Below are 15,635 nucleotides of genomic sequence, written 5' to 3'. Positions count from 1 at the left end.
CGGCGGCCCGGCCGAGGTCATCCCCCGGCCGGGGTGGGGCGGCGGCCCGGCCGCCAGCCGCGGCGCCGTCCCCGGGCCAGGATCGGCCTGGCGGCCAGCAGCACGCCGGCCAGCACCGCGCCGGCCGCCGCCACCCAGACCGCCACGGCCCGCTGCCAGCCCAGCGGGTCCCGCGGCGGGGCGGGGGCGGCCAACGCCCCGGGCGGCGGGTCGCTGCGCGTGCCGAGCACGCTCGTCACCGCCCGGTACGGGTTCACCACCCCGTAGCCGACCTCGGCGTTGTGCCCGTCCGGGGGGTTGTCCGCCGTGCGGGTGAGCCGGTAGGCCACCCCGTCCGGTGTGAGGTCCGGATGCGCGGCGCGGACCAGCGCGGCCACCCCCGAGACGTACGCGGCGGCGAAGCTCGTGCCGCCCTGCGGCTCGGCGAGGTACCCCTGCCCCCGGGGCGCGGGGCCGACGATGTCCAGCCCCGGGGCGGCGATGTCCACGTAGTCGCCGCTGACCGAGCTGCCCACGTGGCCGCCCTGCGCGTCGACGCCGGCCACGGCGATGACCCCGGGATACGCCGCCGGGTACGCCGGCAGGTCCTGCTGCTGCTCCTGGCGGTTGCCGGCGGCGGCCACCACGACGACGCCCTTGGCGAGGGCGTACTCGACGGCGGCGGCCAGCTCGGGCCGGGGCAGGGTGACCAGGGACAGGTTGATCACGTCGGCGCCCTGGTCGACGGCCCAGCGGATGGCGAGGCCGATCTGCGCCGGCAGGCCCTCGTCGTTGGTGCGCCGGGTGTCCGGCAGCACGCGTACGGGCAGGATCCGGGCGGCCGGTGCGACGCCGGTGAACGGCGAGCCGGTGCCCTCCCGGCCGGCGATGATGCCGGCGACGATCGTGCCGTGTCCGGCCGCGTCGCACTGACCCTCGTTGGGGGGCAGCGCGTTGAAGTCCCGGCCGGGTCGCACCTGGCCCCGCAGTAGCGGGTGGGTGGCCGACACGCCGGAGTCGACGACCGCCACGGTGACGCCCTCGCCCCGGGTGACCCGCCAGGCCGCGCCCGGGTCGAGCCGGGTCAGCGCCCACGGTGCCGCGGTGGGCGCGGGGCTGCCGGTCGGCCCGCAGCTGGGGGCGGCCGACGCCGGGGCGGGCGGCACGACGGCGGTGGCGAGCAGGGCCGCCAGCGCGGGCAGCGCGCCCCGCCGCAGCCCGGCCCGCCCGGTCACCCGGCGTCCCCTTCGGCCCGGCCTGGGGTGTGCCCGCCCGGGGTGGTCCGCCCGACCTGGTCCAGGGCGCTCCGTCCGGTCTGGTCCGGGGCGTCCCGCTCGGGCTGGTCGGTGGTGAAGAGGGCGAGGAGGTCGCCGACCTGGCGGTCCGCCTCGGCCGGGTGGCGGAAGTGGCCGCTGGGGTTGACCGTGTACTCGTTGCGCCGGCCGACCCGGGTCCGCCGCAGGTAGCCGCCGGCCTCCAGGTCGGCCACGATCGCCTGCGCCGCGCGCTCGGTCACGCCCACCTCGTCCGCGACGTCGCGCAGCCGGGCGGTCGGGTTGCGGGCGATGGCGAGCAGGACATGGCCGTGGTTGGTGAGGAACGTCCAGTTCCGGGTGCTCCCGTTCCCACCTGCTGTCGTCGCCATGTCGGACATGTTAGGGCTCGGCGACGACGCCCACGCCCCTGGGCCGACGCGGGCCGGAGCGCGGGCCTGCGCAAGCCCTTCCCAAAGCAGGAAATGTGTATCACGTAACGCTTGACGTGCCTTTCGCTGCGTGTGACCGTGGGGGAACTGGTCGTGCGCGTGAATGACGAGGTGATGGGGCATGGAGCATTCCAGCATGTCGATGGCTCAGGCGGGCTCCGGCCAGCTAGACCCCCTCTCGTCCGTCGGGCGACCGGGCGAGCCGGGCGCTGCCTGCACCCCGGCCCGGGCCCTCGCCGAACTGCACGCCGGCAACCACCGTTTCGTGAGCGGAACGCCGCGCCACCCCAACCAGGACGCCGACCACCGGGCGGCCGTCGCCGACGGGCAGCACCCGTTCGCGGTGATCGTCGGCTGCTCCGACTCCCGCCTGGCCGCCGAGATCATCTTCGACCGTGGCCTGGGGGACCTCTTCGTGGTCCGCACCGCCGGGCACACCGTCGGCCCCGAGGTGTTGGGCAGCGTCGAGTACGCCGTGACCGTGCTGGGCACCCCCCTGGTGGTGGTGCTCGGCCACGACTCCTGCGGGGCGGTGCAGGCGGCCAAGGCGGCGGCCGGCACCGGCAGCGAGCCCGCCGGCAACCTGCGGGCCGTGGTGGACGCCGTGGTGCCCAGCCTGCACCGGGCCGCCGAGCGGGGCGTCGAGGGCATCGACGAGATCGTCGACATCCACATCGCGTGCACGGTCGAGGCGATGCTCGACCGGTCGCCCGTGCTGGCCGCCGAGGTCGACGCGGGCCGCTGCGCGGTCGTCGGGATGTCGTACCGGCTCAGTGCCGGCGGGGTGCGGACGGTGGCCGCCGTGCCGGCCGCCATGGCCGCGGACGCCACCCCGGCCCGCGCCGCCGCCTGACGCACCCCCGCCGCCCGGCGCTCACCCCCGGCCCTGACGCGCACCGCCGCCCGAGACACGACGAGAGGGGCCGCCCCCACAGCGGGACGGCCCCTCTCGTCGTGCGCGGCGCGCCGCGTCAGAGCAGCGACATGTGCACGTGGTCCGTGTGGTTGGACGGCCCGCTGTAGGACTTCCAGCCGGTCGCCGGGAACCAGATCTGCCGGTTCCAGATGACGTAGTAGATGCCGAGCCGGTCGGCGTTGCGGATCAGGAACGCGGCGAGGTTGTTGCCGTACATCCGGGTGTCGTTGTTGTGCCAGGGGGAGAACCCGCTGTTCTGGAGCGACCAGTCGCAGGCCCGGCCCTTGGGGTGTTCCCACGGCCCGCCCGGCCGGTAGCAGCCCACGAACCGGTTGAAGCCGGCCCGCTTGGTCTCCTTGTAGGCGTGCAGGGTGCGGGGCGTGATGCAGCCGGAGGTGGTGGGGTCGTTCTCGCTGCACGACTCGGGCCGCCAGTCGCCGTCCGACGTCCGGCCCGGCCCGATCCTCGCGACCGGGGAGGTGGCGTTGACCAGGCCGCCGGTGAAGCCCTTGCCGCCGACCAGGGCGAGTGCCTTCTCGGCGTCGAACTTCTTCTTCGCCATGACCGACGCCTGCTTCTGCTGCTCGCGGACCTCGGCGTCGAGCGCGAGCTTGGCCTGCTCGGCGCGGTTCTTCGCCGCGCTGACCTCGGCCAGCTTGTTGGCGTTGACCATGTTCAGCTCGTCGAGGGCCGAGGCGCGCTTGACGAACGAGTCCGGTGTGTTGCTCTCCAGCAGCATCGCCATCGCGCCGACCCGGCCGGTCCGGTACGACTGCGCGGCCATCTCGCCGACCTGCGGCGCGAGCGCGTCCAGCTCCTCCTGGGCCTTGCGCACCTCGTCGGCGAGCTGGGCCTGGCGCTTCTTGGACTTCTCGAGCTTCGACTTCGCCTGGGCGTAGTCCCGGTTCGTCGCCTCGATGACGTCGGTGATGAGCTGGGGCTCGTCGTCCTCCTCGTGCCCCGAGGGTTGGGGGGCGGCGGCGGGCAGGGCGAGCGCCGGGGCGGCCGGCCCGGCGACGACCGCCAGGGCAGCGAGCACGGCCACCACGGGTGTCAACCAGCGGTGCAGGGGTGCCGTCACAATGTTCCCTTCCATCGACCGCCGACCGGGTTAGCTGACGGGTTCGGGGCGGAAGCGGCCCCTACCGCTCGCGCGGATTCACCCCGGGCACCTGGTTCCCCGGCTCGCCTCGCGGCGATTGGGCGGCGGCACCGCAGGCGCCGCTTCGCGCCTTCGGCGGTGACCGGCAGCGAGGTTACCCGAGAGCCCATGCGGGGAGCTACGTCCGGATGCCGACTAAAAGCGTCATTTCGTAATCGCCATCGGTAATCAGTGATGCGCTTCTCAGGGCGGATGCCGCCACCGGTCACGCTGTGAAGTGTCACCATGCGGTGTCCGTGCCTCCTTCTCGGTGCGGCCGTCCGGCCGGGGGGTGGGTGGGGGCGTGGTCGTCGGGGACCCCCTCGGCCGCCCGGCCGCCGCCGAGCGCCTCCAGCGCGAGATTGCGGTCCGCGGTCCGCCGCCCGCCCCCGGGGGTACGCGCCGCCGGCACGTCCCCGCCGTCCGCCGGGCCGGGCCGGGACGCGGCGGTGTGCCCCTCAGCGGCGTGCCCAGTGGCGGTGTGTCCCGCCGCCGTGCGCCCCGCTGCGGTGACCACGGCGGCCAGCCCGGTGGTGAGCGGCACGGCGGCGATCAGGCCCAGCGTGGCGACCGCGCTGCGGACGATCTCCTGGGCGAGGAACTCGCTGGTCAGGATCTCGGTCACGGGGCGGGAGTCGGCGGTGAGCAGGAGCAGCAGCGGCAGCGACGCGCCCGCGTACGCCAGCACGATCGTGTTGACCGTGGAGGCGATGTGCGCCCGGCCGACGCGGGTGGCCGCCCGGTAGAGCTGCAACCGGGACAACCCCGGGTTGGCGTGCGCCAGCTCGGTGACCGTGGCCGCCTGGGTCACGGTGACGTCGTCGAGCACCCCGAGCGAACCGATGATGATGCCGGCCAGCAGCAGGCCGTGCAGGTCCACGTCGCCCCGGAACATCGACAGGGTGGTGGCGTCCTCGCTGCCGTACCCGGTGAGGTGGGTGGCCGCCGTGGCCAGGGTGCCCAGCAGGCCGGTGAGCACCAGGCTGCCCAGGGTGCCGAGGACGGCCACCGACGTCTGCGCGGTGACCCCGTGGGTGAGGTACAACACCACGAACATGATCAACGCGGAGCCGACGACGGCGATCGGCAGCGGCGACCCGCCCGCGCCGATGCCGGGCAGCACGAAGGTCAGCAGGATGGCGAAGGTGGCGGCGAGCCCGGCCAGGGCGGCCACCCCCCGCCAGCGGCCGAACGCGACGATCGCCAGCGCGAACACCACCGCCAGCCAGATCAGCGGGGCGCCGCGCTGGTGCTCGGCGATGTTGTAGGCGCTCGCCGCCGGGTCGGCCGGGTCGGTCAGCTTCACCAGCACGATCCGGTCGTCGACGGCGACGGTGGGCGCGCCGGGGCCGGTCGGGATCGGCGTCTCGACCTGCTGCCCGGCGTCGGGCCCCTGCTCCACCCGGACGGTCACCGTGCCGCACGGGCCGTCCGCGACGCCCGGCCCGCCGCCCTCCGGCGTCTCCGGCTGCGGCGGGCACTCCTCGGTGACCACCCGGGTCACCGTGCCGTGATAGCGGGGCACCGGCGAGCCGCCGTCGACCTCGGGGCCGCCGCCGCGGGGCCACAGGACGACCGCCGCGATCACGGTGAGCACGAAGAGGGGCACCACGGTCGCGACGAGGACCCGCCGCACCCTCGGTGGGGTGGGCGGGGCGGGTCGGTTGTGGTCGGCGCCCATCGACGATCTCCAAACGGTGTCAGCGCGGGGTACGGCTCGGCGGCCCGGACGGTTCAGCGTCGCGGGCGATCGATCCGGGCCGGCTGCCCGGACGACCGCACCGGGCCGGCCGCCGGAGGACCTGCCCGTCCCGCGGGCCGCCCGAAGCCCCGCCCCGCCCCACCGGCGGCCCGGTCTCCGCCCTGCGGGCCGCCCGGAGCGGGATCCCACGTCCCATCGCCCGGAATCGTAGCCACCCTCACCTGCGAACGCAGGTCGGCCGACACCATGTCGGCGACATGGCGGTGTTCCGGCCGCCCTGATACCGCCATCTGGCCGACATGCTGTCGATTCAGCGGGCGGCAGGGCATGTTGGAGACATGGCCCACGACGAGCACGCCGGGCACGCCGGGCACGACAAGCACGCCGGGCACGACCCGGAGATGTTCCGCCGCCGGTTCTGGGTCTGCCTCGCGCTGACCCTGCCGATCGTCGTCACCAGCCACATGGTGATGGACTGGTTCGGCTACTCGCTGGAGTTCCCCGGCCGGGCCCTGGTCGGCCCGGTGCTCGGCTCGGCGGTCTTCTGGTGGGGCGGGTGGCCGTTCCTGGTCGGCGCGGTCCGGGAGCTGCGCGACCGGGCACCCGGGATGATGCTGCTCATCGCGATGGCGATCAGCGTGGCGTACGCCGCGTCGCTGGCCACCAGCGCCGGCGCGTTCGACCTGGACTTCTGGTGGGAGCTGGCGGCGCTGGTCACCATCATGCTGCTCGGGCACTGGCAGGAGATGAAGGCGATCGGCCAGGCCCGGGGCGCCCTCGCGGCGCTGGCCGCGCTGCTGCCCGACGACGCGGAGCGGGTCGGGCCCGACGGCGGCACCGAGCGGGTCCCCGTGGCCGCGCTGCACGTCGGCGACGTGCTGCTGGTCCGGCCCGGCGGTCGGGTGCCGGCCGACGGCCGGGTCGTCGACGGGGCCGCCGAGCTGGACGAGTCCATGATCACGGGCGAGTCCCGCCCGGTCGCCCGGTCGGTCGGCGACCGGGTGGTGGCGGGCACGGTGGCCACGGACTCCGCGCTCCGGGTCGAGGTGCAGGCCACCGGCGAGGAAACCACCCTCGCCGGCATCCAGCGCATGGTCGCCGAGGCCCAGCGCTCCAGCGGCCGGGCCCAGGTGCTCGCGGACCGCTTCGCGGCCTGGCTGTTCTACGTCGCCACCGCCACCGCCGTGGTGACGGTCGTGGTCTGGTCCCTCCTCGGCGACACCGACGAGGCCGTCGTGCGGACCGTCACGGTGCTGGTCATCGCCTGCCCGCACGCGCTGGGGCTCGCGATCCCGCTGGTCATCGCGCTGTCCACGGCGGTGGCGGCGCGCTCCGGCATCCTGGTGAAGAACCGTCTCGCGCTGGAGCGGATGCGCACCGTCGACGCGGTGCTGTTCGACAAGACCGGCACCCTCACCCGGGGCGAGCACGCCGTGACCGGCGTCGCGGCCGTCGCGGGCACCGGCGAGGACGAGCTGCTGCGGCTGGCCGCCGGCGTCGAGGCGGACAGCGAGCACCCGCTGGCCCGCGCGATCGTCGCCGCCGCCGAACAGCGCGGCGGCCCCGCACCGGCCACCGGCTTCCGCGCCCTGCCGGGCCGTGGGGTGCGGGCCACGATCGACGGCACGGAGTACGCCGTGGGCGGGCCTGCCCTGCTGCGCGAGCTGGGCGTGGGCCTCCCCACCGAGCTGGAGCAGGCCGCCGCCGACTGGGCGGGGCGAGGGGCCGCCGTGCTGCACCTGGTCCGCCTCCCCGGCACGGTGCTCGGCGCGCTCGCCCTCGCCGACGAAGTACGCCCCGAGGCCCGCGAGGCGATCGCCGAGCTGCGTGCCCAGGGCATCCGCACCATCGCGATGATCACCGGGGACGCCCGGGCGGTGGCGGACGCGGTCGCCGCCGATCTCGGCTTCCGTGCCGGTGTGGACGAGGTCTTCGCGGAGGTGCTGCCGGCCGACAAGGACGGGAAGGTCACCGAGCTGCAACGACGTGGGCTGACGGTGGCGATGGTCGGCGACGGGGTCAACGACGCCCCGGCGCTGGCCCGCGCCGACGTGGGCATCGCCATCGGGGCCGGCACGGACGTGGCGATCGAGTCCGCCGGGGTGGTGCTCGCCTCGTCCGACCCACGCGGGGTGGCGGCGGTGGCCCGGCTCTCCCTGGCGTCCTACCGCAAGATGGTGCAGAACCTGGCCTGGGCGGCCGGCTACAACGTGGTGGCCCTGCCGCTGGCCGCCGGGGTGCTGGCCTGGGCCGGGGTGGCGCTGAGCCCGGCGGTCGGGGCGATCCTGATGTCGGCGTCCACGATCGTGGTGGCGCTGAACGCCCAACTGCTCCGTCGGGTCCGCCTCACCCCCGGCTGATTCCGGCCGGGGCCGCAGCCCGGCTCGCGGTGCCGGGTCACATTCCGCGCCCGCATCCGCGAGGCGAGGTGAGTCGACCCCGGGCGAGGCTCTAGCGTGGTGGTGTGGGGACGACGGCGGTGACGGGCGGGCGGTGGGGTCGCCTCGCGCTGCTGCTCTGCACCCTGATCGGCCTCGCCGCCATGCACACCCTCGGCCACGGCGCACACTCCGGCGGCACCCACGCCGGCCACGACGGGGCAGCACCGCGCGACGGCCACCCGGCCCCAGCGGCGTTCGCCGACGGCACGGGCGGTCCCGTGGCACTCGTCGGCGGCATGGGCGGTCCCGTGGCGCCCGCTGTCCCCGTCGGGCTTGCCGGCGGCGCGGCTGTCCCTGTGGCGCCCGCTGTCTCCGTGGCGCTTGCCGGCGGCGCGGCTGTCCCTGTGGCGCTTGCCGGCGGCGCGGATGCGCTCTGGGCGTTCGCCGGTGGAATGGCCGTCCCCGTCGGCGGCATGGTCGCCGCCGTCACCCTGGGTGCCCGCGCCGGCTGTCCGGCCGGTGGGTGTGCGCCCGCCCGGCTGCTGCCGGACGGTGGCCGCGCCGACGGGCCGTCCGGGTGGAGCGCCTGCCTGGCGGTGCTCGGCGCGCTCGGGGTGGCCCTGCTCGTCGCCGTGCTCCTGCTGACCCGTGCCCGGGCACCCGGCCCGCCCGGCTGGCAGGCCGGTGGCGTGTCCGCCGGGCCGCGCGCCCCGCCATCCCGCCCGCTCGGCCTTCGGCTGGCCGAGGTCTCGGTGTCGCGTACGTAGGACGCCCCGGCGCGGTGCCCGGCTCTGCCGGTGACCCGTGTCTCCGTCCTGCCCTCGTACGTGACCGAGACCGAAGGATTCACCATGACCACTCGTACGACCGCGCGCCGCGCCGCCCTTGCCGGCGTGGCCCTGACCGCCGTCCTGGGCCTGGCCGCCTGCGGCTCCGCCGACCACGGTTCGCCCAGCCACGACCAGCCGGCCGCCGGCACCGCCGCTGCCGGCGCCAGCGCCGCCGGGACTCCGACGCGCGGGCCGGCCGCGTTCGGCGACGCCGACGTGATGTTCGCCCAGATGATGATCCCGCACCACCGGCAGGCCGTGGAGATGGCCGAGTTGGCCGAGACCCGCGCCGCGGACCCGGAGGTCAAGCGGCTCGCGGCCGCGATCAAGGCCGCCCAGGCGCCGGAGATCGCCACCATGACCGGCTGGCTGACGGGGTGGGGCCGGCCGGTCCCGTCGCCTGCCCCGGGGCACGGGCACGGCATGCCGGAGATGGACCACGAGATGCCGGGGATGATGTCCGAGGCGGACATGACGAAGCTGGCCGGCGCGCGCGGCGTCGGCTTCGACCGGCAGTTCCTGACCATGATGATCGCCCACCACGAGGGCGCGATCACCATGGCGAGGGAGGAGTTGGCCGAGGGGGCGAACCCCGAGGCCAAGGCGCTGGCCCAGCAGATCGCCACGAGCCAGCAGGGCGAGATCGACCAGATGAGGAAGATCCTCGGCCGGCTCTGACGGCCGGGCCCCACGCGTCATGCCGGCGAGGTGGGGGTGTCCGCAGCTCGGGATGCCCCCATGTCGCCGACATGAAGTCGATCAAGCGCCTGTCGGCGCGCGGGGCGAGCCGCGAGCGGCGCGGGGCGAGTCGCGCGGGGCGAGTCGCGAGCCGGGCTGCGCGGGCGGGGTCAGAGGGCCGGGCGGGGTCAGAGGGCCCAGCGGCGTCGGTGGGGCCGGGCGGGCGTCAGCCGCGCTTCATGAGGCGGCCGACGGCGGCCATCATCTCGGTGGCCATCTCGTCGGCCCGGCCCTCGACCGCGCCCTCGTGCAGGCAGTGCCGGGCGTGCCCGTCGAGCAGGCCGAGGGCGACCTTGTCCAGGGCCGCCTGGATCGCGGAGATCTGGGTGAGCACGTCGATGCAGTAGCGGTCCTCGTCGACCATCTTCTCGATGCCGCGGACCTGACCCTCCACGCGGCGGAGCCGCGCGAGCAACTGGTCCTTGCTGGCGGTGTACCCCCGGGTCGGGGCGGGCGTGGGGCCGGTCATGCGACCGAGATTACCATACCCCTCGGGGGTATGGTACGGTTCCCTGTGTCGGATACCCCCACCCGGTATTCCTGGCGTTCCTGAGACGGTGGTCCGCCTCGCGTTTACCCCCCGGGGGTAACGTGAGGTGCAGCGGAAGGAGAGAGCGATGGTCAGCACGACGTACGAGGTGCGGGGGATGAGCTGCGGGCACTGCGCCGGCTCGGTCGTCACCGAGGTCGGCGCGATCGACGGCGTCACCAACGTCAAGGTGGACCTGGAGGGCGGCCGGGTCACCGTCACCAGCGACAACCCGCTGGACACCGAAACCGTGCGCGCCGCCGTCGACGAGGCCGGATACACCCTCGTCGACGCGTGACGCCGCCCCCGCGGAGAAACTGAGGCACACGATGAACACGGCGACGAAGCTGAGCGGCTTCGCCCTCGGCCTGGCGGCGGTGTTCGGCGCGGCGTACGGGGTCGGCCAGGTGGTCGGCCCCGTCACCCCGGCCGCCGACGTCCGCCACGACGCCGACGACCCCGCCCACGGCACCACCACCCACGCCGACGCCGGGGACGCGCCGGCCGCCCACCTGCCGGGCGGGCTGCTCGTCTCCGACCGGGGCTACACCCTCGCCCCGCTGGCCGCACCGGCCGGCGAGTTCGCCTTCCGGATCACCGGCCCCGACGGGCAGCCGGTCACCCGCTACGAGGTCGCGCACGACAAGCGGATGCACCTGATCGTCGCCCGGCGGGATCTCTCCGGCTTCCGGCACGTCCACCCCGAGGCGGGGCCGGACGGCACCTGGCGGGTGGCGTCCCCGCTCGCCGGCCCCGGCGTCTGGCGGGCGTTCGCCGACTTCACGCCGGCCGGCGGGCCGGCGCTGACCCTCGGCGTCGACGTCACGGTCCCCGGCGCGCTCGACGCCCGGCCGCTGCCGCCGCCCGCCACCGCCACGACCGTCGACGGCTACACCGTCACCCTGGCCGGCACGGCCCAGCCCGGCCGGGTCAGCCGGCTCACCCTGACCGTCAGCCGGGACGGCGCGCCGATCACCGACCTGCAGCCCTACCTCGGGGCGTACGGGCACCTGGTGGCCCTGCGGCAGGGCGACCTGGCGTACCTGCACGTGCACCCGGAGGGCGTTCCCGGCGACGGGGCGACCCCGGCCGGGCCGGCGGTCACGTTCTCCGCCGAGTTCCCCTCGGCCGGGACCTACCGGCTCTACCTCGACTTCCGGCACGGCGACACGGTGCGCACCGCCGAGTTCACCGTCGTCGCCGGCACCCCCGCCGGAGCCGGCCCCGGCGCGTCGGGCACACCTACGACGACCGGCACACCTACGACGACCGGCACACCGGCCGCCACCAGCATCCCGACCGCCGACGCCGACCACGGCGCCCCCGGGCACGGGCACGACTGACGGGAGGCAGCGATGAGCTCGCCCACGCGACCGCTACCGGTCGCACCGAACCGCATCGAGCTGGCGATCGGCGGCATGACCTGCGCGTCCTGCGCCGCGAGGATCGAGAAGAAGCTCAACCGGATGGACGGCGTGACCGCCACGGTCAACTACGCCACCGAGAAGGCCACCGTCTCGTACGCCGACGACGTCACCCCCGACGACCTGATCGCCACCGTCACCAAGACCGGCTACACGGCCGCCCTGCCGCCCCCACCGTCGCCCTCGCCATCGCCCGAGTCGGCCACGGCCGCCGCCGAGCCGGTGGACGAGCTGCGCGGGCTGCGTACCCGGCTCTGGGTGTCCGTGGCCCTGGCCGTGCCGGTGGTCGTGCTCGCCATGGTCCCGGCCTGGCAGTTCGACTACTGGCAGTGGCTGTCGCTGACCCTGGCCGCCCCGGTCGTGGTCTACGGCGGCCTGCCGTTCCACCGGGCCGCCCTGATCAACCTGCGGCACGGCGCGGCCACCATGGACACCCTCGTGTCGCTGGGCACCCTGGCCGCGTTCGGCTGGTCGCTGTGGGCGCTGTTCCTCGGCGACGCCGGCATGCCGGGGATGACCCACCCGTTCCGGCTCGACATCACCCGCACCGACGGGGCCGGCAACATCTACCTGGAGGCGGCGGCCGGGGTGACCGTGTTCATCCTCGCCGGCCGCTACTTCGAGGCGCGCTCCAAGCGGACCGCCGGTGCCGCGCTGCGCGCCCTGCTTACGCTGGGCGCGCGGGACGTCGCCGTGCTGCGCGACGGCGTGGAGACCCGGGTCCCGGTGGACCGGCTCGCCGTGGGGGACCGGTTCGTGGTCCGCCCCGGCGAGAAGATCGCCACCGACGGGGTGGTCGACGAGGGCACCTCGGCCGTCGATGCCAGCATGCTCACCGGCGAGTCCGTGCCGGTCGAGGTCGGCCCCGGCGACACCGTCGTCGGCGCGACCGTGAACGCCGGGGGCCGGCTGGTGGTCACCGCCACCCGGGTCGGCGGCGACACCCAGCTCGCCCAGATGGCGCGGCTCGTCGAGCAGGCCCAGACCGGCAAGGCGGCCGTGCAGCGGCTGGCCGACCGGATCTCCGGGGTGTTCGTGCCGATCGTGATCGCGCTCGCCGCCGGCACCCTCGGCTGGTGGCTCGGCGCGGGGGCGGGCCCGACGGCCGCGTTCACCGCCGCCGTGGCGGTGCTGATCATCGCCTGCCCGTGCGCCCTCGGCCTGGCCACCCCGACCGCCCTGCTGGTCGGCACCGGGCGCGGCGCGCAGCTCGGCATCCTGATCAAGGGCCCGGAGATGCTGGAATCCACCCGGCAGGTCGACACGGTGGTGCTGGACAAGACCGGCACCGTCACCACCGGCCGGATGACCCTGGTCGACGCTCTGCCCGCCGACGGCGAGGACGCCGCCGAGGTGCTCCGGCTCGCCGGGGCGCTGGAGGCCGCGAGCGAGCACCCCATCGCCCGCGCCGTGGCCGCCGGTGCCGCCGACGCGGGGCCGCTCGCCCCGGTCACCGGCTTCGCCAACGTGGAGGGGCTCGGCGTCACCGGCACGGTCGACGGCCGCGAGCTGACCGTCGGGCGGCCCCGGCTGCTGCGGGAGCGCGGACTCGACGTACCGGATGAGATCGAGCGGGCGGTGACCGACGCGGAGGCCGCCGGCCGGACGGCGGTGCTGGCCGGCTGGGACGGCCGGGCCCGGGGGATGCTCGCGGTGGCCGACGTGGTGAAACCGACAAGCGCGGCGGCCGTCGCCGGGCTGCGCGCCCTCGGCCTCACGCCGATCCTGCTCACCGGCGACAACGCCACGGTGGCGCGGGCGGTGGCCGCCGAGGTCGGCATCGACGAGGTGACCGCCGAGGTGCTGCCCGCCGACAAGGTGGACGTGGTGAAGCAGCTCCAGGCCGACGGCCGCACCGTGGCGATGATCGGCGACGGGATCAACGACGCCGCCGCCCTCGCCCAGGCCGACCTGGGCCTGGCCATGGGCACCGGCACCGACGTGGCGATCGAGGCCAGCGACCTGACCCTCGTCCGGGGCGACCTGACGGCTGCCGTGGACGCGATCCGGCTGTCCCGCCGCACGTTGGCGATCATCAAGGGCAACCTGTTCTGGGCGTTCGCCTACAACGTGGCCGCTCTCCCGCTGGCCGCCGCCGGCCTGCTCAACCCGATGATCGCGGGCGCGGCGATGGCCTTCTCCTCGGTCTTCGTCGTCGCCAACAGCCTCCGCCTGCGCCGCTTCCGGCCGGCCCGCGTCGGTTGAGGGTTTGGCGGGCCGCGTCGGGGTACTGGATGGGTGTCGCACCACCCCAGTGACCAGGACGTTGGAGGTTCATGATGGGTTTCGATGACAAGATCGCCAACGCGTCCGAGGACGCCGCCGGCAAGCTGAAGGAAGGCGCCGGCCTGGCCACCGACGACGAGCGCCTGGAGGCCGAGGGCCGCAACGACCAGGCCAAGGCCAGCCTCAAGCAGGCCGGCGAGAAGATCAAGGACGCATTCAAGAGCTGAGTCGTACGTCCCGTCGCGCGCGCCGGGTCGGCCCCTGTTGCCGGCCCGGCGCGCGCGTTCGTGCCCGCTTGCGTCTGTGACCTCGGCGGGCCGACGTGCCGGGGTCGACGGCGGCCGGCATGCTGGGACGGTCCACCACCGAACGGGGAGAACATGTCTCGTCCTGCCGTGACCGCGCTCCGCGCCGCCGCCCTGGTGGCCGTGCTCGCACTCGCCGCCGGCTGCCAGGAGTCCGACGACACCACCGACGACCCGGCAGCCGCGCCCGCCACCGCCGCGCCCACCGCCTCCACCGCGCCGACCGATTCCGTTGAGCCGTTCGCCGCAACCTCGACGCCGTCGGCGTCCACGCCCGCCGTGACCGCCGCCAACACCGCAGAGGTGTGCGGGGAGGTCGACCGGCTGATCCTCGCCGGCAGCAAGAAGCTCGCCGCCGACTCGGCCGCCGTCACCCGGGACAAGGAGACCACCCCCGACGAGCTCAACGACCGGCTCAAGCGGACCATCGCGGGGCTGGCCGGCGACGTACGCAGGCAGGCGGCGCGCGCCGAGGACCCGGAGATCGAGAAGCTGATCACGGACGTCGCGAAGCAGCTCGACGGGGGCGCGAAGGCGGCCAGCCCGGCGAAGTGGCTGGGGGAGACCTTCGTCGACATCCCGCCGAAGCTGGCCCGGGACTGCCACGCCTGACCCAGGTGGATCTCTTTCTCTTGATCGCCAGGGCGCAGGGCAGCGGCAAGGACGTCACCACCGCGCCCCACGGGTCGTAGCGGACCAGGAACAAGGCGCGGCGGGTTCACCCATGGCTGGCCCGTCGTCTGACCTGGAAGGGCTCCGCTGTGAACGGCATCAGGTTCTCGACCGACCAGTACCGGCTGCCGACGTTCGAGGTCGACGACCAGCGCCTGCGGGTGCTCGGCGCCTGGTTGATCACCGACGTCTCCAAGCACCTGCTGGTCTGTCTGGACGCACTGGCAATGGTCGACGTGGGGCCGGCTGCACCCGTACCGGGGTCGCCTCTTCTGATCCGCCGTCGGTCTCGGGGACAACCCGGGGATCACCCCTGTCCGAAATCGGGGACCGTCCACTTGTGACCGCGCGACCAGCCCTGCTAACTTTCCTTTGCATGTGCAAGGGTTGGTTATGAGCGACGAGCCGCCCACCGGGGACGACCTCCTGCGGGTGCTGGCGACCCTGGCCAACCCGCACCGCCTCCGGGTGGTCGCCGCGCTGGCCAGGGAACGCGCCTACGTCAGCCGGCTGGCACGCGAGCTGGGCATCAGCCGGGCCCTGCTCCAGGTCCACCTGCGCAAGCTGGCGGCGGCCGGGCTGGTCTCCGCGCGCCTGGAGCTTTCCGAGGACGGGAGGGCAATGAAGTACTACGAGGTGAATCCGTTCGTGTTCACCCTCACCCCCGAGACCATCCGGCGGGCGGCCGAGACGCTGACCCCGCCGGACACGGCCGGACAGGAAGGGGAATGACCGGGATGAGCGGCCACGACTGGACCGAGGTGATCGGGGCGGCCGGCATCTTCACCCTGCTCGTCACCGTCGTCACGGTGGTCGTCGTGCAGCTGTCCAAGAACCGCCGGGCCAGGCTGTCCGGCGGGCGCGAGGACGACTACCGCCGGCTCGCCGAGGCGTCGGCGCGGGCCCAGGAGGCCAACGAGCGGCTCCTGGCCACGATCGACGCCCGGCTCGGCGAACTGGCGACCCGGACGGCCGCGCTGGAGCGCGTCCTGCGGGACGTCGACTGAGCGCCGGCAACCAACGATGGCCCTGGGCCGCCGAGCGGCAACTCGGCGACCCAGGTGAAGCAGCATCACCTCGCCCGTGG

General features: G+C 74.9%; 16 protein-coding genes, 1 pseudogene and 1 riboswitch. Of the genes and pseudogenes, 12 read left to right on the top strand and 5 right to left on the bottom strand.

Annotated elements, in window-relative coordinates; all coding sequences use genetic code 11:
- Nucleotides 1-17: 17 nt before the first annotated feature.
- Nucleotides 18-1,214: a type VII secretion-associated serine protease mycosin gene (mycP, locus tag ACVMYR_RS01190; RefSeq protein ID WP_228986356.1), complete on the bottom strand. Its 1,197-nt coding sequence runs from the start codon at nucleotides 1,212-1,214 to the stop codon at nucleotides 18-20.
- Between the two features lie 110 nt (nucleotides 1,215-1,324).
- Nucleotides 1,325-1,633, bottom strand: a pseudogene (locus ACVMYR_RS01185) (helix-turn-helix transcriptional regulator); the annotation flags it as partial.
- Nucleotides 1,634-1,826: 193 nt separating this feature from the next.
- Between ACVMYR_RS01185 and ACVMYR_RS01180 the strand changes: the two are divergent.
- Nucleotides 1,827-2,537, top strand: a complete 711-nt coding sequence (locus ACVMYR_RS01180) for a carbonic anhydrase (protein ID WP_091283118.1) — start codon at nucleotides 1,827-1,829, stop codon at nucleotides 2,535-2,537.
- Between the two features lie 118 nt (nucleotides 2,538-2,655).
- Here the strand turns inward: ACVMYR_RS01180 and ACVMYR_RS01175 are convergent, their stop codons facing one another.
- Both ACVMYR_RS01175 and ACVMYR_RS01170 read right to left on the bottom strand, forming a co-directional pair.
- Nucleotides 2,656-3,681: a coiled-coil domain-containing protein gene (locus ACVMYR_RS01175; RefSeq protein WP_043961613.1), complete on the bottom strand. Its 1,026-nt coding sequence runs from the start codon at nucleotides 3,679-3,681 to the stop codon at nucleotides 2,656-2,658.
- Between the two features lie 4 nt (nucleotides 3,682-3,685).
- A riboswitch (cyclic di-AMP (ydaO/yuaA leader) is annotated at nucleotides 3,686-3,816 on the bottom strand.
- A 166-nt stretch (nucleotides 3,817-3,982) separates the two neighbouring features.
- Nucleotides 3,983-5,422 carry a YibE/F family protein gene (locus tag ACVMYR_RS01170; protein ID WP_457120902.1) on the bottom strand — a complete coding sequence of 480 codons (1,440 nt, stop codon included), beginning with the start codon at nucleotides 5,420-5,422 and terminating at the stop codon, nucleotides 3,983-3,985.
- A gap of 359 nt (nucleotides 5,423-5,781) precedes the next feature.
- Here ACVMYR_RS01170 and ACVMYR_RS01165 point away from each other — a divergent pair, with 359 nt between their 5' ends.
- The 3 genes from ACVMYR_RS01165 to ACVMYR_RS01155 all read left to right on the top strand — a co-directional run bounded on the left by ACVMYR_RS01165 (nucleotide 5,782) and on the right by ACVMYR_RS01155 (nucleotide 9,332).
- Nucleotides 5,782-7,803, top strand: coding sequence for a heavy metal translocating P-type ATPase (locus ACVMYR_RS01165; protein ID WP_457120901.1), 2,022 nt, complete (start codon nucleotides 5,782-5,784; stop codon nucleotides 7,801-7,803).
- 104 nt (nucleotides 7,804-7,907) lie between these two features.
- Entirely contained in the window at nucleotides 7,908-8,591 is a 684-nt protein-coding gene (locus tag ACVMYR_RS01160; protein ID WP_396788882.1) for a hypothetical protein, read from the top strand.
- An 84-nt stretch (nucleotides 8,592-8,675) separates the two neighbouring features.
- Nucleotides 8,676-9,332, top strand: a complete 657-nt coding sequence (locus ACVMYR_RS01155) for a DUF305 domain-containing protein (protein WP_396788883.1) — start codon at nucleotides 8,676-8,678, stop codon at nucleotides 9,330-9,332.
- Nucleotides 9,333-9,558: 226 nt separating this feature from the next.
- Here ACVMYR_RS01155 and ACVMYR_RS01150 read toward each other — a convergent pair whose 3' ends face one another.
- Entirely contained in the window at nucleotides 9,559-9,861 is a 303-nt protein-coding gene (locus ACVMYR_RS01150) for a metal-sensitive transcriptional regulator (RefSeq protein ID WP_091283084.1), read from the bottom strand.
- 148 nt (nucleotides 9,862-10,009) lie between these two features.
- Between ACVMYR_RS01150 and ACVMYR_RS01145 the strand changes: the two genes are divergently transcribed.
- The 8 genes from ACVMYR_RS01145 to ACVMYR_RS01110 all read left to right on the top strand — a co-directional run bounded on the left by ACVMYR_RS01145 (nucleotide 10,010) and on the right by ACVMYR_RS01110 (nucleotide 15,555).
- Nucleotides 10,010-10,219, top strand: coding sequence for a heavy-metal-associated domain-containing protein (locus ACVMYR_RS01145; protein ID WP_043961619.1), 210 nt, complete (start codon nucleotides 10,010-10,012; stop codon nucleotides 10,217-10,219).
- 31 nt (nucleotides 10,220-10,250) lie between these two features.
- Nucleotides 10,251-11,264 (top strand): hypothetical protein, encoded by a 1,014-nt coding sequence (locus ACVMYR_RS01140; RefSeq protein WP_457120900.1) that lies wholly within the window; start codon nucleotides 10,251-10,253, stop codon nucleotides 11,262-11,264.
- 12 nt (nucleotides 11,265-11,276) lie between these two features.
- The gene (locus tag ACVMYR_RS01135) at nucleotides 11,277-13,550 is read left to right on the top strand and encodes a heavy metal translocating P-type ATPase (RefSeq protein WP_091283088.1); all 2,274 of its coding nucleotides are present in this window, start codon (nucleotides 11,277-11,279) and stop codon (nucleotides 13,548-13,550) included.
- A 74-nt stretch (nucleotides 13,551-13,624) separates the two neighbouring features.
- Entirely contained in the window at nucleotides 13,625-13,798 is a 174-nt protein-coding gene (locus ACVMYR_RS01130) for a CsbD family protein (protein ID WP_457121280.1), read from the top strand.
- Between the two features lie 168 nt (nucleotides 13,799-13,966).
- Nucleotides 13,967-14,488: a hypothetical protein gene (locus tag ACVMYR_RS01125; protein ID WP_457120899.1), complete on the top strand. Its 522-nt coding sequence runs from the start codon at nucleotides 13,967-13,969 to the stop codon at nucleotides 14,486-14,488.
- Nucleotides 14,489-14,637: 149 nt separating this feature from the next.
- The gene (locus ACVMYR_RS01120) at nucleotides 14,638-14,892 is read left to right on the top strand and encodes a hypothetical protein (RefSeq protein WP_431891874.1); all 255 of its coding nucleotides are present in this window, start codon (nucleotides 14,638-14,640) and stop codon (nucleotides 14,890-14,892) included.
- A 49-nt stretch (nucleotides 14,893-14,941) separates the two neighbouring features.
- Entirely contained in the window at nucleotides 14,942-15,280 is a 339-nt protein-coding gene (locus ACVMYR_RS01115) for an ArsR/SmtB family transcription factor (protein ID WP_091283488.1), read from the top strand.
- Entirely contained in the window at nucleotides 15,277-15,555 is a 279-nt protein-coding gene (locus tag ACVMYR_RS01110) for a hypothetical protein (RefSeq protein ID WP_431891877.1), read from the top strand. Before ACVMYR_RS01115 ends, ACVMYR_RS01110 begins: the two co-directional genes overlap by 4 nt.
- The last annotated feature ends 80 nt before the right edge of the window (nucleotides 15,556-15,635 follow it).

The organism is Micromonospora sp. PTRAS2, assembly GCF_054052245.1.
The sequence above is the reverse complement of the archived record's forward strand: the minus strand, read 5'-3'. Positions and strand labels throughout refer to the sequence as shown.